This window comes from Caballeronia sp. S22, from assembly GCF_964261745.1.
Taxonomy (GTDB): Bacteria; Pseudomonadota; Gammaproteobacteria; order Burkholderiales; family Burkholderiaceae; genus Caballeronia; species Caballeronia jiangsuensis.
The window spans coordinates 38,421-60,114 of record NZ_OZ180037.1; the positions used below are offsets into that span (position 1 = coordinate 38,421).

The window sequence follows — 21,694 nt, forward strand, 5'->3', positions numbered from 1 at the left end:
AATAAAAAGCAAACCGGCTTAACCGCATGCCAATCGTTTGCTGCCGGTTTACCCCACCTCATTACACATAAGTCGCGACGGTGGCACGCCGCGAAAAGTCGTTTACGGTCAATGACATAGCGGGTGGGGTTGTAAACTCTTTCGGACTGGCGTTAACTCTTGCATTTTGGGCGGCACATGACGCAAGAGAAATCGAGCTGGGCAGCGGCAGAACTCAAGGGCATCGATTTGGGCGACCAACGCCTGAACAAGCGTGCCGTGCTATTGGCTGAGCGGCTGGCGGAGAAGCCGACGGCAAGCATACCCAACGCATGCGGCGGCTGGGCGGAAACGGCAGCAGCGTACCGCTTCCTGTCGCAAGATGAGTTGGACTGGCGCGACATCATGGCGCCACATTGGCAGAGTTCGACCGAACGAATGCGGGCGTGCGAAGTAGTGCTATGCATCCAGGACACCACGCAGTTGGACTTTAACGGTCAGACCATCACAGGGTTGGGACCGCTGTCGTATGAGGCGCAACGCGGGCTGTATCTGCACCCGACTTACGCGGTGACGCCATCGCGCGAACCGCTGGGCGTGCTTGACGCGTACATGTGGGCGCGCGAGCCGAAGGGTGCGGACGGTGTGCGCCCCGGCATCAAGGAAAGCACCCGTTGGACCGAAGGATATGAGAGGGTTGCCGAACAAGCGGCCGCACTGCCTGCCACGCGACTGGTTTATGTGGCTGACCGGGAATCGGACATCATGGCGCTGATGGTCAAAGCAAAGGAGTTGGGCCACCCGGCGGATTGGTTACTGCGCTCGCAGCACAATCGCACCTTGCCTGACGGCGGCAAGCTGTGGGACCAAGTGACTGCGGGTGAGCCGGCGGGCAGGATTCACTTTACGCTGGCAGCCCGTCAGGCTCAGCCTGCGCGCGCGGTTCGGCAGCAGGTGTGGGCGCAGCGGGTTGCGTTGACTGATGCTGCAGGCGGCGTGGTGAGTGCTACTTGCATCGTCGCCCGCGAGGTCGACCCGCCGGCAGGCGTCAAGCCGATCGAATGGCGCCTGCTGAGTAACCGCGATGTGAACGACCTGGAGGCGGCAGCGCAGCTTATTGATTGGTACCGCGCGCGCTGGGAGGTGGAACTATTCTTTCATGTGCTCAAGAACGGCTGTCGGGTCGAGGCGTTGCAACTCGCATCGATGGCACGGCTTGAACGTGCCTTGGCGCTGTTCATGGTGGTGGCATGGCGCATTGCTCGGTTGATGCGACTCGGTCGAACTTGCCCGGACCTGGATGCAGCGCTCTTGTTCGAGCGAGATGAATGGCGCGCGGCATTCATTCTCAACAAGAAGAAACCGCCGAAGAACTCACCGCGTCTGAATGAGGTCGTGCGCTTGGTCGCCATGCTCGGCGGCTTCCTGGCGCGCAAAGGCGACGGCGAACCCGGAGTCAAAACCATCTGGCAAGGCCTGCAGCGAGTGACGGATTTCGCCGCCGGCCTCAAGTACGCCCAAGAACTCGGCGAATGACTTATGTGTAATCAAATGGGTTTACCCTCTCTCAAGTAGAAATTACCTCTGTCGTTACCCTTCTTAGAGTAGTGTGAAGTACAAATGTCCGGATCGCAGGATGGGTTAGTCATGCTTATGATTTTTGAATCAACACGGCGCATTGTTTCAGATCGCTACGGCCGCCACGACGCTCGATCGATTACCCGAGCGCGCCATAAGGATCCCGCAATGCCCTACAGGCGATCTCGCGCTCAGGCTCCCCTCCCTCATCGGAAGTGAGATGCGCTCCAGTTTCGCGTACCCCCGAACGGCGTGTCGCTGCATGCCGAGCATTCAAGTTGTCACCGTGAAGTTGAGGAGAGTCAAATGAAGTTTTATTTTGCCAGCAGACGCAGGGCATTAACCGCCGATGCATCGTCCCAAATCAGCACGACCGGGAATACCCATGCCCAGGACGAAGCGCGAGAGTGGGCGGACATGAAAGGGCAACTGGCTGCAATCAGTAAGGCTCAGGCGGTCATCGAGTTCACGCTCGATGGGCGGGTACTGACCGCCAATGACAATTTTCTGAGGACACTGGGCTATTCGCTCGACGAGATCAAAGGGCAGCACCACAGTCTGTTTGTCGATCCCGCGCATCGCGCTGGCGTCGAGTATCGGTTGTTCTGGGAGAAGCTCGCCCGAGGTGAATACGACGCCGGTCAGTACAAACGTATCTGCAAGGGCGGCAAGGAAGTATGGATTCAAGCGTCCTACAACCCGATCATGGACACGAGCGGGAAGCCGTTCAAAGTCGTCAAGTACGCCACCGACATTACCGAGGCGAAGCTGAAGGCAGCCGACTTCGAGGGGCAACTGGCCGCGATCGGCAAGGCGCAGGCTGTGATCGAATTCGCACTGGACGGGCGGATTCTCAACGCGAACGAAAACTTTCTGAGAACGTTGGGATACATGCTCGACGAGATAAAGGGCCAACATCACAGCCTGTTTGTCGATCCGGATCAGCGCGCCACGATCGAGTACCGGATGTTCTGGGAGAAGCTCGCACGGGGCGAGTACGACTCGGGCCGCTACAAGCGCATCGGCAAGGGCGGTCGTGAGGTATGGATCCAGGCCTCCTATAACCCGATCATGGACATGAACGGCAAGCCGTTCAAAGTCGTCAAGTACGCATCCGATGTCACCGAGCAGGTGCGCGCGGCGAAGGTGCTCGAGCTGGCAGTGGAACAAACGCAGGCCGTCACCGCGGCTGCCAAGGAGGGTGACCTGACGCCGCGTGTGCCGCTCGAAGGCAAGCATGGTTCGGTCGAAGCCCTCTGTTCCGGCGTCAATGCGTTGCTCGATAACATGGCCTCCGTGGTCGGCCAGATCAAGGAAGCGACGGAGTCGATCAGCACGGCATCCAGGCAAATCGCCGCGGGCAACACCGATTTGTCCAGCCGCACGGAGCAACAGGCGTCTTCGTTACAGGAGACCGCGAGTTCGATGGAAGAACTGACGAGCACCGTGCGCCAGAACGCCGAAAACGCCCGTCAAGCCAATCAACTTTCGGCCTGCGCCACAGATATTGCGATCAAAGGGGGCGATGTCGTTGGCAAGGTGGTCACGACAATGGGCGAGATCAATGCGAGCTCGAAGAAGATCGCCGACATCATCAGCGTCATTGACGGGATCGCGTTCCAGACCAATATCCTGGCGTTGAACGCGGCCGTCGAAGCGGCACGCGCGGGAGAACAAGGGCGAGGCTTTGCCGTGGTGGCGACGGAAGTCCGCAATCTCGCACAACGATCAGCCGGGGCTGCCAAGGAGATCAAGACGCTGATCGAGAATTCGGTGGCCAAGGTGGAAGCGGGCTCGAAGCTCGTCGACCAGGCTGGCCAAACCATGGGAGAGGTGGTGAGCAGCGTCAAGCGGGTCACCGACATCATGGCCGAGATCACCTCGGCGAGCCAGGAGCAAAGCGCCGGTATCGAGCAGGTGAATGTCGCCATCACACAGATGGACGAAGTGACGCAACAGAACGCCGCGCTCGTCGAGCAGGCAGCAGCGGCGGCGGCCAGCCTCGAAGAACAGGCGTTCGAACTGCAGCGTACGGTCGAAACCTTTCGCCTCGACGAGCATCCGTCGAGGACCGAAGCGAGGACCGAAGCAAGGACGATAAGGGCGGTCGCGAGTCCGGCGCGGTCAGGCGTCGCCAACGGTGCCCCTGTTGTCGCGAAGCCGCGATCCGATGCGTTCGGACCAAAGAAGGTGGTCGCGGCTGCCGGAGGCTGGGAGCAATTCTGAGCGGGCTTATTTCCATGCGCGACCGATGACCGGAGGATGGGCAGTGGGTGCCGCCTCCCGGTCTCGGATAAACAAGTTTCAGGATTTGAAGCAGGAGGGGCCGTGCAAGACATGGATTGCGATACCAGTGCTGACGACGCATATGCAGGGTCCGAGATCTACCTTGGACGACAACCGATCTTCACGCGCGACGGCACCTTGAGCGCCTATGAGTTGCTGTTTCGCGACAGCGCGGAGAACAGCGCGTCCGTGGGAGATGCAGACCGGGCGACCGCACATGTACTGTGCGGCGCACTTGGAGACTTTGGCGTCGGGAAAGTGCTGCGAAACCGCACGGGCTTTGTCAACGTCAGTCGGAGCTTTTTGATGAGTGATGCAATCGAGACCATTCCGTTCGAGCGCTTCGTACTCGAAATCCTTGAGGATATCGAATTTGATGGGGCCGTCATTGCACGATGTCACTCGCTGCACGCGGCCGGCTACCGGCTCGCACTGGATGATGTATCGACAGAGCTGCACGTTCCCCCGCAACTGCTCGCGGCGATCGATATCGTCAAGGTCGACATGCGGAGCACCTCGGGCGAACAGTTCGCCAACGTTGTCGGCTATTTCCTCGAGGCGGGGAAGACCGTGCTCGCCGAAAAAGTGGAAACCCATGACGACTTCGATGTCGCGTCGCGCGCAGGTTGCCAACTCTTCCAGGGCTATTTCTTCGCACGCGCGCAGGTACTGCGTCAGCGCAAGGCCAACCATTGCCCGGCAACGCTTCTCCGACTGCTGGGCGTGCTATCGACCGACCCCCATCCGAAGCAACTCGAAGAAGCACTGAAGGCCAATGCCGACATCGTGGTGCATCTCTTGCGGCTAGCCAATGCAAACCGGATGGCAGACTGGCAGCGCGAGATTACCTCGGTACGTGAGGCCATCCTCGTGGTCGGCGTCGCGCGCATGACCCGATGGATTCATTTGCTGACTTACGCGAACGGAATCAATCCGTCTACCGCGCTGGACGTTAGTCCGATGGTCCAACTTGTCGGGGTCCGCGCCAGATTCATGGAGTTGATGGCGCGGCGCATCGCCGAGCATCAAACGGTGCCGGATGATTTCGCGGATATGGCGTCGCTCACCGGCATGCTCTCACTGATGAATGTCATATTCGAGTTGCCGTTTTCCGAACTGATGGAACAACTGCATGTTCATCCCATGATCCAGGCCGCCATCGAAAGCCATGACGGTCCGCTCGGTACGCTGCTCGCGGCGGCTGAAGCAATCGAGATTCAGGATGAAGCCGTGCTCAAGCAAACGCTCGAGCGGTGGCCATCGCTCGAGCGATCGACGCTTGCCGAGCTGCAGATGAGCGCCGAGCGATGGATCGACCGATGGACAGAAGACCATCACCGGCCAGGTATCGGTATTCAGACATGAATTTATTGCGCATCCCTTTATTGCGACGGCTTTTATCGTTGAGCGGTGATTCGAACCCGAGTGACGAACTCTCGCGCTGTCAGTTCGAAGCATTCGCGAGGCAGTTGCCGCTGTTACACGTCATTCTGATCATCAACACTGTCGCGGTGGCAATTACGCATATTGGAACCGCCCCGGCCTGGCTAGCTCGTGACGTTCCGATCTCGCTGTGCGCGGCTTGTCTGATGCGGCTCGCGACGTGGCTAAGACGGCAGAAGCGCCGGCATACGCTCACGGATGCCCAGATTGCCGCACGTATGCGCACCACGCTCGTGTTGATCGGCGTGCTGGGGGTGTTGTTCACGACCTGGGGCCTGGCGCTTTATCCTTATGGTGACGCTTACGCCCGCGTCCACGTTGCGTTCTACATGTCGATTACCGTCATCGGGTGCGTATTTTGTCTGATGCACACGCGCGCGGCAGCGCTATTGCTGACGGCTATCGTGGTCGTACCGTTTTCGTTGTTTTTCGCTTTGACGCACAACGTGGTTCTGATGGCGATCGCGGCCAACATGTTGCTCGTTGCGGTTGCGATGGTGCTCATCCTGCTGTCCTACTACCGGGATTTTGCGCGCCTGGTCGAGTCACGGCGATCATTGCGAGCTCGCCAGGCCGAACTGCTGCGCCTCAGTGAGGAGAACTCCTCGCTGGCGAATCTCGACAGTCTGACTGGCTTGCCCAATCGGCGACGCTTTTTCGGTGAGCTCAACGCGCTCGTGCCTCGCGACAATCCCGGCTCGCTGAGATATGCCGTCGGCGTAATCGACCTGGACGGATTCAAACAGATAAACGACCTGTACGGCCACGCGGCGGGCGATCGCGTCCTTGAGGAAGCGGGCTGCCGTTTGCTGGCGCTGTCGAGACCACACATTACCCTGGCTCGCCTGGGCGGCGACGAGTTTGGTCTTCTGATACGCGATCTGACAGACGTACAGGAACTCGTACTGTTGGGCACGGCGATCTGTGAAGCGCTTCGCAGACCCTACGTCTGGCTCGGAGCCACGTTATCGCTGTCCGGTTCGATCGGTCTCGCGATCTTTCCGGAAGGAGGGGAGACGCCCGACCAGTTGTTCGAGCATGCGGACTATGCGCTCTATTTTGCAAAGACTCATCGGCGCGGGGGCATTACCATTTTCTCGCACGAACATGAGAGCCAGATTCGCAAGTTCGGCGAGATCGAGCAGGCTTTGCGCCACGCTGATCTCGAGCGGGAAATGTCACTCCATTTCCAGCCTATCGTTGATGTGACGACTGCACGCATCATCTCCTTCGAGGCCTTGGCGCGGTGGCAGAGTCCCATTCTCGGCGCGGTTCCGCCTTCTCTTTTCATCAAGGTGGCCGAGCGGAGTCATCTGATTCACACGCTCACCGAAGTGCTGCTGGGAAAAGCACTGAGAATCATGAAAGCCGGTGCTGTCGAAGCGCGCGTGTCCTTCAATCTCTCCGCGCTCGATCTGGCTTCGCCCGATGCCCTCGAGCGACTCATCAGCATGATTCGCAAAAGTGGTGTCGCACCCGATCGCCTCACGTTCGAAGTCACCGAAACGGCTGTCATCAACGATTTCGAGCAGGCGCAACAGGCGTTGAAAGCGCTTAAAACGCTGGGGGCGCACATCTCGCTCGACGATTTTGGAACGGGGTTTTCAAGCCTGAACTGCATCCACCGATTGCCGCTGGACAAGATCAAGGTCGACCGCAGCTTCATCGCGGACATCGAAACGAACGTCGGTGCGCGCGATATCGTGCGCAGTATTGTTGATCTGTGCCGCAGTCTGAGCCTGGCGTGCGTCATCGAGGGCGTGGAAACGCCTGCGCAGGTCGAAGTGCTTCGGCAGTTGGGCTGCGAGGTGATGCAGGGTTTTCATTTTGGCAGGCCCTCGGCCGCGGACGGAAAGGACGGCCTGGATCCATTGACGAGATTTGATATTTCGGCCTATTGCGGCGTTGGATCCACCGAAAAAAATAGTTAGGTAACCTTCATAAATCAAATACCGTTACCGTAAAAGAAGAGATCTTCCACTGTTATTCAAACGAGGAGCCGTACACCGTGAACCATGCACAGGACGATATCGAGCAGCGAGTCCAGCTCGCGGGCAGCAACATGTTTGAGCTTCTGCTCTTCAAGGTGGGCCACGCGCGGGATTCCGGGGAGCGCGAGCGCTACGGCATCAATGTATTCAAGGTGCGTGAAATTGTCGAAATGCCAACGATCACGTGCGTGGCAGGTGCGAAGCCGGAAATTCTCGGTGTGGTGGATATCCGCGGCCAGATCATTCCCGTGATCGATCTCGCCCGTGTGATCGGATGTCAAGCAAGGAGTGGCTCGAAAATCCTGCTGGTGACCGAGTTCGCCCGCACGACGCAGGGCTTTGCCGTCGAAGAAGTGGACGATATCGTACGGCTGGAGTGGAATCAGATCCTCTCTGCCGAGTCGTGCACGCGCGGCAACACGGTCACGAGCTTCGCACGGCTGGACGGAAACTTCGATGGATCGAGCCTCGCGCAGGTGCTGGACGTCGAGCAGATTTTGCGAGACGTGCTGCCGGGGAGCACCCAGCAAATCAGTGCGGAGAAAACCGGACAGCTTCTATTGAAACCGGGCGCGAAAGTACTTGCCGCGGACGACTCTGGCGTCGCGCGCAGCCTGATTGAGCAGAGTCTGACGGCGATGGGCGTCCCTTACGTGATGACCAAAACGGGCCGAGAGGCGTGGGAAATGCTGGAGCGGCTCGATCGCGAAGCGCAATCCACCGGCGCGTCCGTCGACGACCAGATCGGGATGGTCTTGACCGATCTGGAGATGCCCGAGATGGATGGTTTCACGCTCACTCGCCGCATTAAAGACACCGCTTCGCTGCGCCATATTCCGGTGGTGATCCACTCGTCCTTGTCCGGATCCGCTAATGTGGAACACGTGCGCAAAGTCGGCGCGAACGGCTATGTCGCGAAGTTCGAACCGAGCGAACTTGCCTCCGTGATGCGAAAGGCCCTCATCGCAAAGGCCGTTTGATAATCGAAAAACGCATTAAGTGCCGTGACATGGAGTTAGTCGAGAGCGTCAAGGCACTGATGTGCATCGTCGAGTGATGCGCGCAACGACGTCGGGTTCGACGGGCGAAGCGCAAACAATCGAGAGACAGGAGCGGGCAAGATGGATCGAAACATGAAGATTCTGGTAGTCGACGACTTTTCGACGATGCGCCGTATCGTGCGCAATTTGCTGAAGGAAAGCGGCTACGTGAACATCGATGAGGCGGAAGACGGGGCAGCGGCGCTCGCGCGCCTGCGAACCGGTCGCTACGATTTTGTCATTTCCGATTGGAACATGCCGGTCCTGGATGGTCTGTCGATGCTCCAGGAAATCCGCGCTGACGCGAGTCTGTCGCGTCTGCCCGTGCTGATGGTCACGGCGGAAGCCAAGCGGGAAAATGTTATTGCGGCGGCGCAGGCCGGTGCAAATGGTTACGTAGTCAAGCCGTTCACGGCCGCAACGCTTGAAGAAAAGATGACGAGCATACTTGAGAAGATGGCGAAGACGGGGGCGTGATTGTGAACGATCTGTAAATCACAGACTTAAAAAGCCTTGAACTTAATTTCGGCAACAGCTTCTTAGGCGAGTGCCACGGGCGGCTGGCAAGCATGGCCAACGTGCGTGTGACCGCGGGCTTGAACGAGCTGCTTTCTTTGGTTACTTTCTTTGCAGCAGTGTATAGACCGGGGACATGGTTGACACTTTCGTCGGGGACATAGTTGACACTTTGATCATCGGGTATCGGGCTGGTTCGGGTCAAACGTCATGAGTCGGTGATGCGCGAAATAAAGGTCGTAGGCATCGGCAATCTTGCTGCTCGGTCGCGCCGCGATGTGCAGTCCGTGCAGTGCGCTGGATACGCGCAAGCGGTGCTTTCCAAACGTCACCTTGCCGTTCCAGCCCACCAGCAGTACCTGATCATCCGGTCCGTATTCGAGCGGTGGCAGGCGGCTGGGCATCGCGCGCGCACTGGGCCGATAGCGCGAGATCGGCGTCGCCATGCCGATGCCCGCGTGCGGGCGCTCAAAGTTATAGCTTTGCCGCCAGCGGTCGAATTCAGCCTGCACCTGATCGGGCCCGGTGAAACTGCGGTGGTTCAGCACCTCGGCCTTGAGCGAGCGATGAAAGCGCTCGTCCTTGCCGTTGGTCTGCGGGTGATAGGGACGGCTATGGCTCATACGAATACCCAGCCGAATGCATCGGATGGCCAACTCGGTCAATTCGCCAGGCTTGCTTGGTGTGCCCCACGGCGCGCCGTTATCGGCATTGATCTGTTGCGGCAGCCCGTACAAGGCGAAAGCGTTTCGCAGGTGCGTGTACACCGTCTCGGTGTCCTGGCTGCAGCACGCCTGCAGCACGAGGTTGAAGCGCGAATGATCGTCGATCACGGTGAGCGGGTGGCAGCGCCTTTGATCGAGCATGCCGAAGTGGCCCTTGAAATCGATTTGCCATAGCTCGTTAGGCTCGGCGCGCTCGAAACGGGTCCAGGCGGTGGCCGCCTCCGAAGCCTTCTCGCCGATGCATCCATGGCGCTGCAAAATGACATTGACCGTGCTGTGCGAAGGCACGCCTTGCAGGCCTTGATCCTTCAGGCGCCGGCTGATCTTGTGCGCGCTCCAGGCCGGATGCTGGCTTCGCACCTCGAGCACCCGCGCTTCGAGTTCGTCGCAGGTTCGATTCGGGCTGCTGTGCGGACGTCGGGAGAGATCGCCCAGCGCCTCGCGGCCCCCGGCCTGATAGCGGTTGACCCACTTGTATCCGGTCTGCCGGCTGATGCCAAAGCGTTGGCACAGCTCGCTGAAAGCAATCTCTTGTTGCAGGGCCAGGGTCACGAATTCAAGGCGAAGTTGCATGGTGTCCTGCGGGTTCCAAGGCATGGTCGGGTCCAGGCATCGAGATGCCCGAAAGTGTCAACCATGTCCCCGCGGATCTGTCAGCTATGTCCCCGGTCTATACACTGCTGCAAAGAAAGTGACTGCCGCCCCGCACAGGGGCAGAGCCAATAGACCAACACGCAAACGGGATCCGGCGAAGCCATAAAAGCCCGAAAGCAATCAATCAATCCTCCCGCTCCGCCTGAACATCCCGCGCTGAGATATTGAACTGCCGCAGCTTGTGATAAAGCGTCTTCCGCGGCATACCGAGCGCGTCGCTCGCCGCACCGACATTGCCATTGTGCCGCCGCAGCATATCCTCGATCAGCACGCGCTCGATATACGCGAGTTGCTCGTTGAGCGGCGCCCCGCCGCGCGGCCGATCATCGGAAGGAATCAACTGATCGCCGGAAAGGCCCAGCACGAATCGATCGGCCACGTTCTGCAGTTCGCGCACATTGCCCGGCCATTGATGCGCGGTCAGCTCCGACACCTGCGCAGCGGTGACCATCGGCGCATCCTGACCGAAGCGCTGCGCCGCCGCGAGCACGAAATGCTCGAACAGCAGCGGCACATCCTCGCGACGCTCCCGCAAGGGCGGAAGATCGATCAACGCGACGTTCAGCCGATACAGCAGATCGGCACGAAAGCGTCCCTCGGACGAGAGCAGGGCGAGATCCGCCTTGGACGCCGCGACCACGCGGCAATCGACGGCAATCGATTCATTCGTGCCGAGCCGCTCGATGCGCCGCTCCTGCAACACGCGCAACAGCTTGATCTGCAACGCGACCGGCATGGTTTCGATCTCGTCGAGAAAGAGCGTGCCGCCGTCGCTCCATTCGATCTTGCCGATGCGGTTCTTCGTCGCCCCGGTGAACGCGCCGGCCTCGTGCCCGAAAAGCTCGCTCTCAAAAAGCTGCTCGGGCAAGCCGCCGCAATTGAGCGCGACAAAGTGATGCTCGCGCCTGCGGCCATAGTCATGCAGCGCCCTCGCGATGAGTTCCTTGCCGGTGCCCGTCTCGCCCGTGATGAGCACCGACACCGATGTATCCGCGAGCCGCAAAATCTTCTTGCGCACATCGGCGATGGCGGGCGACTTGCCGAGCACGAGCGCCTCGATGCCGCGCCCGTTTTGCAGCGCGGCGCGCAGGCCTTCGACCTCCAGCGTGAGCCGGCGCTTCTCGACGGCCCGCGCGACGCATCCGGCAATGTGCTCCGACGAGAACGGTTTCTCGATGAAATCGTAGGCGCCGACGCGCATCGCGCCGACGGCCGTCGAGATGTCCGCATGGCCGCTGATGAGCACCACGGGAATCTGCGCATCGACGGCGAGAACGTGCTGAAGCAGTTGCATGCCGTCCATGCCCGGCATGCGCAGGTCGGAAACGAACACCACAGGCGAGCCGGGCACGGCCGCGGCCAGCGCACTCGCCGCCGATGCGTGCGATTCCACCGGGAAGCCCGCGAGCGCCACCGCCTGTTCGACGCCGAGGCGCACGTTCTCGTCGTCCTCGACGATCACCACGCGGATGTCATCGCTTGCCTGCCGGATCGGGCTTTTAGTCACTGTCAGCGCTCCTGCCGTTCGCCGCTACGAATTCGATGGTGAATTGTGCGCCACCGCCTTCGAGATTGACAGCCGCGATCCGTGCGCCGAAGCCCTCGACGATGCGCGACGTGATCGCGAGCCCGAGGCCGAGGCCATGTCCGCGCGGCTTGGTCGTTACGAACGGCTCGAACAGATGCGCGAGCACTTGCGGATCGATGCCGGGCCCGTTGTCGGCGATGAAGAAGATGACGCGAGCGGGATCGTCGGCCCGGTTTGCGCCGATACGGACGCGCGGCGCTTCGCATCCGGCGAGCGCATCGAGCGCGTTACCCAGCAGGTTGACGAGCACCTGTTGCAGACGCCCCGGCTCGGCTTCCACGATAGCGTCCGGCGCGATGTCGATATCGAGCTGGACACGTTCGTCGCGGATGCGCGCGTCGTACATGAGCCGCGCATGCGCAAGCGCATCGCCGAGCGCGACCGGCACCGTGTTCGCCTCGGGCTTTCTCGCGAACGCCTTCAGTTCCGCCGTGAGCTGCGCCATGTTCTCGACGAGTTTGCCCACGCGCTCCAGATTGGCGATGGCCTGCGCGGGCTGGCCGCGCTCGAAGAACGTGCGCGCGTTGTCGCACAGCGTGCGGATGGCGACGAGCGGCTGATTGATTTCGTGCGTCAGGCCGGCCGCCATCTGGCCGAGCACGGCGAGCTTGCCCGCATGGACGACTTCCTGTTGCGAATCGCGCAGCTTGTGTTCGGTGAGCACGCGTTCCTCGATCTCCTGTTGCAACGCCGCCGTGCGCTGCTGCACGGTTTCTTCGAGACGGTCGTTCGCGCGCTGCAAGGCGTCCTGCGCCCTTAGCCGCTCGACGATCACGCGACGTCGCTGCACGGCGTAGAGACCATAGAGTCCCGCGATCAGGAACGCGAGCGTCACGAACGCGAAGGCGAGTTGTTGCTGCCGTCGCGCCGTCGAGAGATCGAGCGCCACCATGATCGCGTCGCCCGCTTGCGGCGCGCTGCGCGACATCACGAGATAGCGCCGCGTGCGGCCGGGATGCGACCAGTCGGGCAGGCGCGCGAACCACGCGCCGTTGCGCCAGTCGTCGAGCCGTTCGTAGCCGAGGTTATCGACCTTGCGGCCCGCATACTGGCGCGATGCCTGGATCTGCTCCTGCTTGTGCGCGGCGATGGGCGCGAGCGCGGTGAACTTCCACGCGGGCACGGTCGAGATCACGACCACGCCGTTGCCATCGACGACCATCGCGGCTTCGTTCGGGACGCGCCACGCGGCCTCGAGTGGATCGACGCTCAGCTTGACGGCCGTCGCGCCGAGCACCTTGCCCGCGCCGCGCACCGCGCTCGCGAAATACAGACCCGGCTCGCCCGTGTTCGTGCCGATGCCGAAGAAGCGGCCGCTGCCGCCCGAGATCGAATCGGTGAAGTACGGGCGATACGCGACGTTCGTGCCGACGAAGCTCACCCGCTGATTCCAGTTGCTCGCGGCGATGACGTCGCCGTTCAGGTCGATGACATCCACCGCGACGCTGCCCGCGTCCTTGTTGACCGCTTCGAGATAATCGTCGACGGCGGGGAGCAGCGCGCGCCGCGCGTCGGGCGGCGCTTCGAGCAAGGTCTTGATGCTGTCCTGGCGCGCCGCGATCGCGGGAAGGATCTCATAGCGGCCCAGTTCGCTCTTGAGGCTCGCGGCGTACAGATCCAGCCGGTGCGCGCCCGCTTCGGTCAGTGCGTCGAGTCCGCGATGCCAGGCCACTTCCACGGCGGCGGCGGCCGCGGCGAGATAGAGCACCGCGCTTGCCGCCACTGCCCACAGGGGAACGCCCAACATCGTCATACACGGTCATCCGAAATGCGCCAGCACCAGCAAGGTCAGCGTGACGACGATCGCCCCGCCGATGCGCGTCGCGATCTGCGCAAAGGGCATCAGCGTCATCCGGTTGGCGGCCGTCAGGATCGCCACGTCGCCCGTGCCGCCCTGGCCGCTGTGGCATGCGTTCACGATCGCGGTGTCGATAGGGTACATCTTCATCAGCCGTCCGACCACGAAGCCCGTGCCCATGAGCGTCGCGACCGTGATCACGATCGTCACGATGTTCGCCACCGTGAACGCCGCCATCAGCTTGTCCCACGGCGTCATCGCCACGCCGATCGCGAACAGCAGCGGATAGGTCACCGCCGTCGAGAAGAACTTGTACACCACGAACGCGCCTTCCTGAAGCTGCGGCGACACCGCCCGCGCGAGCTTCACCAGCACCGCCAGAAACAGCATCGCCACCGGGGCCGGCAGGCCGAAGATGTTTCTGCACATCAGGCCGAGCAGATACAGCGTGATCGCCGTGATGCCCGCGGCCGCGATGTGCGTCACGTCGATATGTCCGGTGATTTCTTCCTTCACCGGGTCCATCTCGTCCTGCTCGCCGACCTGCAGACGACCCTGGCCCGTCAGATGCGGAAAGCGGCGGCCGATCATGTCGAGCACGCCGGACAGCACGATCGCGGTGAGACTGCCGAGCATCACGGGCGGCAAGACCTGCGCGAAGAGTTCGCCCTGCGGCAGATGCATGATCTCCGAATAGCCGATCGAAAGCGGAATCGCGCCTTCGCCGACGCCGCCCGCCATGATCGGCACGACGATATAGAGCAGCGTGTGACGCGCGCCGAGCCCGAGCGCCGTGCCGACCAGCGTGCCGACGATCGCCGCCACGATTGAGCCGACCGCGAGCGGAATGAAGATCTTGATGAAGCCCTTGATCAGCACGCGCCGGTCCATGCTCAGAATGCTGCCGACGATGATCGACGCGATGAAGAGATACAGGAAGTTCGTCTGCTTCGTGAACTCGGTCGTGAGAGTCAGGATCGGCTTCGGCAGCAGATGATAGTAGGTGAGCGCCGACGGAATGAAGGTCGCGAAGATCGCCGCCGCGCCGATGTTGCGCACGAGCGGCATGCGCTTGCCGATCTCGGCGCACGTGAAGCCGAAGAAGGCGAGCACGGCGATCGCCATCGAGATTTCGCCGGGCACCTTGCCCGTCACCGCAAATCCCGTGATCAGGCCGAGCAGCAGCAGGTACACCGGCAGCGGAATGATGCCGATGCGCGTTTCCATCAGCTTCCACCAGCCCTCGGGCCAGAAGCGTTCCTTGTTCGTCGATGCCGGCTGCGCGTCGTCGTGCTGCGCGCTTTGAGATGTGATCTGCACGTATGTCTCCTTGCTGTTGGGGCGATGCATGTGCTGCAATCCGAACGGCGGGCGTGTGCGTCCCACGCCGCGTGTGGCGGATGATTCGGGATATGTCGGGGAAAGCGGGGGCGGCCGGTTACCGGAAGAATGCGCGTGCGCGCCGGGGCAATGGCAGGGTCAAGATGTCGTCTCCGTTGTTGGCTGGCCCTGAGCGGCGAAGCGCGTTCGCGGCGGGGTCTATGCCTATGACAAGGCAAGGGCCGTGCCAACGGACACGCGCGGATGCGACATGCCAAGCCACTGATTTGATGTGGATTTTTTTGAGACGACAGCGGGCGGCCGCGCAGCGTTCTGAAATTTCAGAATCGGGCCGTTTTGATGGCTGAGGTTTTAGACTGTGAGCTCATCCTTTTCAATGCAACCGGAGTTCCTTCACGCATGACGAGAACCAACGAGTATCGGCAGCCCATCGGCGAAGCGGTGAACGGCTGGACGGCGCGCGAGCGGCCCGCGCGCATCGGCATCGACGGCAGGCATTGCCGCATCGAGCCGCTCGACGTGGAGCGCCACGCGGCGGATCTTTTCGACGCCTATGGACAGGCGCCGGATGGCAGCGACTGGACGTATCTCTTCGTCGGACCGTTCACCGACTTCGACGCATTCCGCGACTATCTGACCAAGGCCGCGGCGTCCAACGATCCGCTGCACTACACCGTCGTCGATTCCGTGAGCGGGAAGGCGGTCGGCACGCTGGCGCTGATGCGCATCGAGCCGGTTCATGGCGTCATCGAAATGGGCAGCGTCACGTTTTCGCCGCTGCTCAAGCAGACGCGCATATCGACGGAAGCGCAATATCTGTTGATGCGCCATGTCTTCGACGACCTCGGTTACCGGCGCTACGAATGGAAGTGCGACAGCCTGAACGCGCCGTCGCGCAAGACCGCGCTGCGGCTCGGCTTCGAATTCGAGGGGATTTTCAGGCAGGCGATCGTCTACAAGGGACGCAATCGCGATACGGCCTGGTACGCGATCATCGACAAGGACTGGCCGCGCATTCGACACGCCTTCGAGCGCTGGCTCGCCGACGACAACTTCGACGCGAACGGCAAGCAACGCGCATCGCTCGCGCAATTGCGGGGCGAAGGCGGCGAGTGAATCGAACGCGCCTTCGCCAGCGGGCTTACTTCTGGATGCCGAGCAGTTCGACTTCGAACGTCAGGTCGCTGTTCGGCGGGATCGCGCCCACGCCGCGATCGCCGTAAGCGGTTGCGGCGGGGCATGTCAGCTTCGCCTTGCCGCCGACCTTGATCTTCTGCACGCCTTGCGTCCAGCACGGAATCACCCGGTTGAGCGGGAAGGTCGCGGGGCCGCCGTGCTTGCCCGAACTGTCGAACTCGGTGCCGTTGGCGAGCGTGCCGCGATAGTTGACGCTCACCACGTCGTCGGCTTTCGGTTGCGGACCCGTGCCCTGTGTAAGGTGTTCGACGACGACACCCGACGGCAATTTGTCGACGGCGTTGGCGGCGAATGCGCTCGATGCGATGGCCGATGCTGCAAGCAAAGCGATGACTGATTTCATGCGATAACCTCGTTGGACGGAACGCCGATTATATCGGGAGCCTTGCCGCCTCAATCCGGACGCGCCTCTGGACACTCCGCCCGATACCAGCGATCGACCTGACGCTGCGCCGCGTGGAGATCGTCGGGATAGTACGGATCGTAGAACTTCGACGGGTCGTAGCCCGCCCGCTCCAGCGCCGCCAGCTCGCTCATGTTGCGCTCGCGCGTGGGCGGCGCGTGGTTTCTGAGCGCGGTGAGATCGCGGCATTGCGCTGCGCTCAGGTTCGTTGCGCTTTGCTGCATGCCGCTCGCGGCGCATCCGGCCAGCGTGATCGCCAGCGCCGGGACCATCGAGCGGATTTTCAGTGGCTTTCTCATGTCGCGTCCTCCTTCTGCCCGTGGCTGAACATTACTGCATGCACGGGGCGTCCATCCGAAGTATCCCTAGTTGGAGCGAAATCCGCTCGGCCCGCCTCGTCTGAACCCGGCGACGACTGCAGTTGCGCCATTGTTTGCGTTTCGCAAATGACGCGTTCGCCCTTTCGGCAGTTCTTTTCAAAGGGCGTCTGGGTCACTCTCTGTTCCGTCGGCGAGGCCGCACTGCGACGAACCCGCCGGCGATTCTGACTCAGGAGACAGAGATGACCTCGAAACGGTGGGATACGTCCTACGAATGGAAAGCCGTGACGCTGCTTGCGCTCGGATTCGGCCTCGTCGGCCTCGACCGGTGGCTGATCGCGCCGCTCTTCCCGGCGATCATGAAGGACCTGCATCTCACCGCGCAGGACGTCGGCAACTGCATCGGCATACTGGGTCTTTCGTGGGGCGTGTTCGCCGCGCTGATGGGCGGCATCTCCGACAAGATCGGGCGGCGCAAGGTGCTGATTCCCGCGATCATCGCGTTCTCGCTGCTTTCCGGCTTCTCCGGCGTCGCGGGCGGTCTCGCCAGCCTGCTCGCCGTGCGCGCGCTGATGGGCGTCGCCGAAGGCTCATTCTGTCCGACGAGCTTCGCCGCCACCGCGGACGCCTCTCATCCGAAGCGGCGCGGTTTCAATCTCGGGCTTCAGCAAAGCGGATTCGCGCTCTTCGGGCTCGCGCTTTCGCCGATCATCGCGACGCAATTGCTCGGCGTGGTCTCGTGGCGCTGGGTCTTCGCGCTCGTCTCGATTCCCGGCCTGATTCTCGGGCTGCTGATGTTCTTCGTGATTCGCGAGCCGCGAACGGCCGAGTCGCCGGCCGTGGAACAGAAGGCGCCGGCCGCGCAGGGCAACTGGCGCGACGTGCTGAAGCGCCGCAACATTCCTGTCGCCATGGTCGCGCTGTTCTGTGCGATGACGGATGTCTTCGTGCTGGGCGCGATGCTACCGCTTTATCTCACCGACTACCTCGCGCTGGACACTCAGCGCATGGGCATCGTCGTGTCGGCGATCGGCTTCGGCGGCTTCGTCGGGCAGTTCGGTCTGCCGGGGCTGTCCGATCTCGTCGGCCGGCGGCTCGCGAGCATCGCCGGTTTCACGGGAACGGCGGTCATGCTGTACGTGTTTCGCGGACTCGGCGCGCAGCCGCTGATCCTGTTCATCGTGCTGTTCGTCGCGTCCTTCTTCACGCTGGGTCTCGTCGCGCTGCTTTCCGGGCCGGTCGCGACGGAGGCGGCGCCCGTCGGCATGGTGTCGACTGCCATCGGGATCGTCGTCGGCGCGGGCGAGATTTTCGGCGGCGGCGTGGCGCCGGCGCTCGCGGGATTCGTCGCGACACGCTTCGGTATCCAGAATATTCTCTGGCTGCCGATCTGCGCGGTGCTGCTCGGTATCGGCGTGAGCCTGCTGCTCGAAGAAACCGCGCCCGCGAAAGTGCGCCGGAATTCGGGGACGGTGGAGTTCACCGGCGTCGAGCAGCCGGAGTAAAACAGCTGTTTCGGAGCCTCGCGCGCTTTGGATACACTGACATGCTGGATACGACCGAAAGGGACCGGCATGGATCGTTTTCTCAGCATCGAGGCCTTCGTGCGGGTTGCGGAGACCAGCAGCTTCGCGGAGGCGGCGCGCCAGCTCGGGGTGGCCAGTTCGGTGGTCACCACGCGCATCCAGCAACTGGAGAAGTTTCTCAACGTGCCGTTGTTTCACCGCAGCACGCGGCACGTGCGGCTTTCCGATGTCGGCGAGGCGTTCTATCGGGACTGCGCGGAGGTCGTGGGGCGCGTCAACGAACTGACCGACCAGATGCGCGAGTTGCGCGCGACCCCGACCGGGCGCCTGCGGATCCAGATGCTGCCGGGCTTCGCGCTCGGTCACTTCGGCGCGTCGCTTGCCGAATTCAATCGACGTTATCCCGGCATCCAGCTCGACGTGATCGTCAATGATCGTGTCGTCGATCCGATCGAGGAGGGCTTCGACGTCGCGTTCCAGATTTTCCCGGCGATCTCCGAATCGCTGATCGAGCGGCGTCTCTTCACCGTCCGGCGATTGTTCTGCGCCGCGCCTTCGTATCTACAGGAGCACGGCGCGCCGCGCCATCCGCGTGAACTGCTGGATCACAGGACGGCGCTCTACTCGGGCTATCCGTCGCGCAATCGCTGGACGATGACGCGCGGCGACGAGGTCGTGGAAATCGAATTGCCCGGCATCATCCGTTCCAATTCCGTCCATTTGCTCCATGACTACGCGCTGACGGGCGGCGGAGTCGTGTGCCTGCCGACGCTGGTGGCGAGCGCGTCGCTGCTCGATGGCTCGCTCGTGCCGATTCTCGCGGACTATGCGCTCTCGCCGATGAACTTCGCCGCCGTCTATCCGGCGACGCAACGTCAGGGGCTGAAGGTGAAGGCGCTGGTCGAGTTTCTCGCCGAGCGGCTGGGCCCGGAGCCGGTGTGGGACGTGCCGCTCATCGAGCGCGGATGGGTGAAATAGCAACGCAACTAATCGTCTTTCGCTCGACCAGCCTGTAAACCCGGCGGCTATCGCCGCTGCGGGCCGAACATTCGCGACAACGCCCGCGCGAGCTCCTTGACGACGGTGTCCGCGGTCGGACGATGCAGCAACGCGATATCCATCGTCTCGATGGCCGGCAGCCCGTTCTTCGCCGTCAGCACGACGTGATCCGGCGAAACGGCCCGCGCCGGAAGCAGGCTGATTCCCAGACCATCGGCGACGGCCGCCTGAATGCCGCTCAGACTCGAACTGATGAAGCTCAGCCGCCAGCGTCGTCCGATGCTTTCGATCGCGTTGGTCATGTCGTCGCGATAAAGCCCGCGCGGCGGAAACGCGACGAGCGGAATCGGGTTCAGGCCGAACGAGGGATTCTTCGCGCTGTCGATCCATCGAAGCTGCTCCGGCCAGCTCGCGACCGCCTCGCGGCTATTGCGGCGCTGCTTCACGAGAACCAGGTCGAGGTCGCCGCGATCGTAGCTGGCGCTGATGTCGCGGCTCAGCCCGCTCGTCACTTCGAGCTTCACCTGCGGATGCTTGCGATTGAACGCGGCCAGCATATGCGTGGTCGGCCCGCCGACGAAGTCTTCCGGCACGCCGAGGCGCACTGTCAGGCCCACGTTCGCGCCCGATAGCGCCTCGATCATTTCATCGTTGAGCGCGAGCATCCGGCGTGCGTACGCAAGCAGGGTTTCTCCGGCGTCGGTCGGACGGACGTCGCGGCTGCCGCGTTCGAGCAGCTTGTGTCCCGCCATCTCCTCCAGTCGACGGACCTTCTGGCTCACGGTCGATTGCGTCGAATGAAGCCGTGCGGACGCTGCGGTGAAGGTGCCGCAATCCGCCACCATGACGATGGCTTTCAGCAGATCCAGATCGAAGAGCGGGGTACGTGCTTGGGGAACGTGTTTCATCGACCCAGTTGATCGTTGAATTCGGACTCTGACTTCTATCACGCGTGACCGGCACTGGCAATCGCGCAGCCGCCGCGTGTCTACGGGTATTCGCTTTTCAACTGACGCCTATTAGAACATTTAATTTTTGAATACAAGGCGAGATGGATAACATCAGCCGACGTTGATGCGAATGGCTAGCCATCACCCTTCGACGTCAGACAAAAAGGCTCGAACGCAGGCGAAAAACCGCGTGACGAGACATATGCCCGGAGACAAGGATGAAGAAAGCGCAAGTGAACACCTGGAGGATATCGCTCGTGGCGGCCGCTACCGGCATGGTGCTGGCAGGCACGGCGGGCGCGCAATCGAGCGTCGTGCTGTACGGCATCGTCGATGGCGGCATCACGTACACGAATAATCAGCAAGGCCATTCGGCATGGCAGGCGACGGGCGGTAACGAGTCGGGACCGCGCTGGGGTCTACTCGGATCGGAAGATCTGGGCGGCGGCCTGAAAGCGAATTTCAAGCTGGAGAACGGCTTCAACGTCATGAACGGCACGGCGATGCAGGCCGGCCGGATGTTCGGCCGGCAGGCCTGGGTCGGCATGAGCAGCGAGAAGCTCGGCGCGGTAACGCTGGGCCGCCAGTACAACACAGTCCAGGATATTCTCGGTTCGATCCAGATCAGCAATACGCTCGCTCAGTATTCGACCCATCCGTTCGACAACGACGACATCAACAACACGTTTCGCACAAACAACGCCGTCAAGTATGTCTCGCCGATCATCGCGGGATTGCAGGCGAACGCGATGTACGGCTTCTCGAATTCCACCGGCTTCGCGGCCAACAATAGCTGGAGCGCGGGTCTCAGTTACACGAGCGGGCCGGTCAATCTCGGCGCGGCCTACGCGCGCATGAATCAGCCCGCGAGCAGCGCCGTGGGCGCGGTCGCATCCGACAACTACTACGCGCCGAGCGCCGCGGTCTTCGGAACACGTCTCGTCGACGCGACCCGCCAGCAGATCTGGGGCGCGGGCGGCACCTACACATTCGGTCCCGCGACGCTCGGGCTGCTCTACACGGGCTCGGACTTCAACATGGCCTCGGGCGGCGCGCTGCGCTTCGGGAACTATGAAGGCAGCGTACGCTATTCGCTGTCGCCGGCGCTGATCGCGGCTGTCGGCTATACCTACACGCAGGCGTCGCAAGGCGATACGAGCGGGCACTATCATCAGGTCTCGGGCGGTCTCCAGTATCTGTTGTCCAAGCGCACGGACGTCTATGTGAACGGCTTTTATCAGAAGGCGACGGCTGGCATCGGTCATGCATGGATCGATGGCATCGCCGCGCCGTCGTCGACGACTTCACAACTGGCGTTCGTCGCCGGTCTGCGTCAGAAGTTCTGACAGGTCATGCGAGG

The 21,694-nt window shown here is 61.9% G+C and carries 16 protein-coding genes and 1 pseudogene; 10 read left to right on the top strand and 7 right to left on the bottom strand.

Features of this window, described 5'->3' with window-relative positions; all coding sequences use genetic code 11:
* Positions 1-177: 177 nt before the first annotated feature.
* From ACEN42_RS23865 to cheY, 6 genes are all read left to right on the top strand, one after another.
* Positions 178-1,515: an IS4 family transposase gene (locus ACEN42_RS23865; RefSeq protein WP_371880870.1), complete on the top strand. Its 1,338-nt coding sequence runs from the start codon at positions 178-180 to the stop codon at positions 1,513-1,515.
* A 459-nt stretch (positions 1,516-1,974) separates the two neighbouring features.
* Complete coding sequence (locus ACEN42_RS23870) at positions 1,975-3,783, top strand: methyl-accepting chemotaxis protein (RefSeq protein WP_374191213.1); 1,809 nt, start codon at positions 1,975-1,977, stop codon at positions 3,781-3,783.
* A gap of 111 nt (positions 3,784-3,894) precedes the next feature.
* Entirely contained in the window at positions 3,895-5,208 is a 1,314-nt protein-coding gene (locus ACEN42_RS23875; protein ID WP_371885077.1) for an EAL and HDOD domain-containing protein, read from the top strand.
* A complete protein-coding gene (locus ACEN42_RS23880) occupies positions 5,205-7,217 on the top strand; it encodes a putative bifunctional diguanylate cyclase/phosphodiesterase (RefSeq protein WP_371884904.1) in 2,013 nt (670 codons plus the stop codon). Before ACEN42_RS23875 ends, ACEN42_RS23880 begins: the two co-directional genes overlap by 4 nt.
* A 131-nt stretch (positions 7,218-7,348) precedes the next feature.
* Positions 7,349-8,257 carry a chemotaxis protein gene (locus tag ACEN42_RS23885; protein WP_371885078.1) on the top strand — a complete coding sequence of 303 codons (909 nt, stop codon included), beginning with the start codon at positions 7,349-7,351 and terminating at the stop codon, positions 8,255-8,257.
* Between the two features lie 141 nt (positions 8,258-8,398).
* Positions 8,399-8,794, top strand: a complete 396-nt coding sequence (gene cheY, locus ACEN42_RS23890; RefSeq protein ID WP_238292209.1) for a chemotaxis response regulator CheY — start codon at positions 8,399-8,401, stop codon at positions 8,792-8,794.
* 215 nt (positions 8,795-9,009) lie between these two features.
* Here the strand turns inward: cheY and ACEN42_RS23895 are convergent, their stop codons facing one another.
* From ACEN42_RS23895 to ACEN42_RS23910, 4 genes are all read right to left on the bottom strand, one after another.
* Positions 9,010-10,155: an IS481 family transposase gene (locus ACEN42_RS23895; protein ID WP_371884905.1), complete on the bottom strand. Its 1,146-nt coding sequence runs from the start codon at positions 10,153-10,155 to the stop codon at positions 9,010-9,012.
* Between the two features lie 181 nt (positions 10,156-10,336).
* The gene (locus ACEN42_RS23900) at positions 10,337-11,719 is read right to left on the bottom strand and encodes a sigma-54 dependent transcriptional regulator (protein ID WP_309243952.1); all 1,383 of its coding nucleotides are present in this window, start codon (positions 11,717-11,719) and stop codon (positions 10,337-10,339) included.
* On the bottom strand, positions 11,712-13,553 hold the full coding sequence (locus ACEN42_RS23905; protein ID WP_371884906.1) for an ATP-binding protein: 1,842 nt from the start codon (positions 13,551-13,553) through the stop codon (positions 11,712-11,714). The genes ACEN42_RS23900 and ACEN42_RS23905 overlap by 8 nt, the downstream gene beginning before the upstream one ends.
* 6 nt (positions 13,554-13,559) lie before the next feature.
* Positions 13,560-14,918, bottom strand: a complete 1,359-nt coding sequence (locus ACEN42_RS23910) for a 2-hydroxycarboxylate transporter family protein (RefSeq protein ID WP_238292215.1) — start codon at positions 14,916-14,918, stop codon at positions 13,560-13,562.
* Positions 14,919-15,338: 420 nt separating this feature from the next.
* Here ACEN42_RS23910 and ACEN42_RS23915 point away from each other — a divergent pair.
* Positions 15,339-16,037 (top strand): annotated as a pseudogene (locus tag ACEN42_RS23915) (GNAT family N-acetyltransferase); the annotation flags it as partial.
* Between the two features lie 43 nt (positions 16,038-16,080).
* Here the strand turns inward: ACEN42_RS23915 and ACEN42_RS23920 are convergent.
* On the bottom strand, positions 16,081-16,479 hold the full coding sequence (locus tag ACEN42_RS23920) for an FKBP-type peptidyl-prolyl cis-trans isomerase (RefSeq protein WP_187606702.1): 399 nt from the start codon (positions 16,477-16,479) through the stop codon (positions 16,081-16,083).
* A gap of 50 nt (positions 16,480-16,529) precedes the next feature.
* Positions 16,530-16,838 (bottom strand): DUF4148 domain-containing protein, encoded by a 309-nt coding sequence (locus ACEN42_RS23925; protein WP_371884907.1) that lies wholly within the window; start codon positions 16,836-16,838, stop codon positions 16,530-16,532.
* A gap of 263 nt (positions 16,839-17,101) precedes the next feature.
* On the opposite strand from ACEN42_RS23925, the gene ACEN42_RS23930 reads away from it, so the two are divergent.
* Positions 17,102-18,364 carry an MFS transporter gene (locus ACEN42_RS23930; RefSeq protein WP_371884908.1) on the top strand — a complete coding sequence of 421 codons (1,263 nt, stop codon included), beginning with the start codon at positions 17,102-17,104 and terminating at the stop codon, positions 18,362-18,364.
* A 69-nt stretch (positions 18,365-18,433) separates the two neighbouring features.
* Positions 18,434-19,363, top strand: coding sequence for a LysR family transcriptional regulator (locus ACEN42_RS23935; RefSeq protein WP_187606705.1), 930 nt, complete (start codon positions 18,434-18,436; stop codon positions 19,361-19,363).
* Positions 19,364-19,410: 47 nt separating this feature from the next.
* Here ACEN42_RS23935 and ACEN42_RS23940 read toward each other — a convergent pair whose 3' ends face one another.
* Positions 19,411-20,292, bottom strand: coding sequence for a LysR family transcriptional regulator (locus ACEN42_RS23940; RefSeq protein ID WP_238212133.1), 882 nt, complete (start codon positions 20,290-20,292; stop codon positions 19,411-19,413).
* A 260-nt stretch (positions 20,293-20,552) separates the two neighbouring features.
* On the opposite strand from ACEN42_RS23940, the gene ACEN42_RS23945 reads away from it, so the two are divergent.
* Positions 20,553-21,680 carry a porin gene (locus tag ACEN42_RS23945; RefSeq protein ID WP_371884909.1) on the top strand — a complete coding sequence of 376 codons (1,128 nt, stop codon included), beginning with the start codon at positions 20,553-20,555 and terminating at the stop codon, positions 21,678-21,680.
* The last annotated feature ends 14 nt before the right edge of the window (positions 21,681-21,694 follow it).

Excerpts from the sequence above, each read along its gene's own strand:
- ACEN42_RS23865 (WP_371880870.1), top strand. The coding sequence starts at position 178 with ATGACGCAAGAGAAATCGAGCTGGGCAGCGGCAGAACTCAAGGGCATC.
- ACEN42_RS23870 (WP_374191213.1), top strand. The coding sequence starts at position 1,975 with ATGAAAGGGCAACTGGCTGCAATCAGTAAGGCTCAGGCGGTCATCGAG.
- ACEN42_RS23875 (WP_371885077.1), top strand. The coding sequence starts at position 3,895 with ATGGATTGCGATACCAGTGCTGACGACGCATATGCAGGGTCCGAGATC.
- ACEN42_RS23880 (WP_371884904.1), top strand. The coding sequence starts at position 5,205 with ATGAATTTATTGCGCATCCCTTTATTGCGACGGCTTTTATCGTTGAGC.
- ACEN42_RS23885 (WP_371885078.1), top strand. The coding sequence starts at position 7,349 with ATGTTTGAGCTTCTGCTCTTCAAGGTGGGCCACGCGCGGGATTCCGGG.
- cheY (WP_238292209.1), top strand. The coding sequence starts at position 8,399 with ATGGATCGAAACATGAAGATTCTGGTAGTCGACGACTTTTCGACGATG.
- ACEN42_RS23895 (WP_371884905.1), bottom strand. The coding sequence starts at position 10,155 with ATGCCTTGGAACCCGCAGGACACCATGCAACTTCGCCTTGAATTCGTG.
- ACEN42_RS23905 (WP_371884906.1), bottom strand. The coding sequence starts at position 13,553 with ATGACGATGTTGGGCGTTCCCCTGTGGGCAGTGGCGGCAAGCGCGGTG.
- ACEN42_RS23920 (WP_187606702.1), bottom strand. The coding sequence starts at position 16,479 with ATGAAATCAGTCATCGCTTTGCTTGCAGCATCGGCCATCGCATCGAGC.
- ACEN42_RS23925 (WP_371884907.1), bottom strand. The coding sequence starts at position 16,838 with ATGAGAAAGCCACTGAAAATCCGCTCGATGGTCCCGGCGCTGGCGATC.
- ACEN42_RS23930 (WP_371884908.1), top strand. The coding sequence starts at position 17,102 with ATGACCTCGAAACGGTGGGATACGTCCTACGAATGGAAAGCCGTGACG.
- ACEN42_RS23935 (WP_187606705.1), top strand. The coding sequence starts at position 18,434 with ATGGATCGTTTTCTCAGCATCGAGGCCTTCGTGCGGGTTGCGGAGACC.
- ACEN42_RS23940 (WP_238212133.1), bottom strand. The coding sequence starts at position 20,292 with ATGAAACACGTTCCCCAAGCACGTACCCCGCTCTTCGATCTGGATCTG.
- ACEN42_RS23945 (WP_371884909.1), top strand. The coding sequence starts at position 20,553 with ATGAAGAAAGCGCAAGTGAACACCTGGAGGATATCGCTCGTGGCGGCC.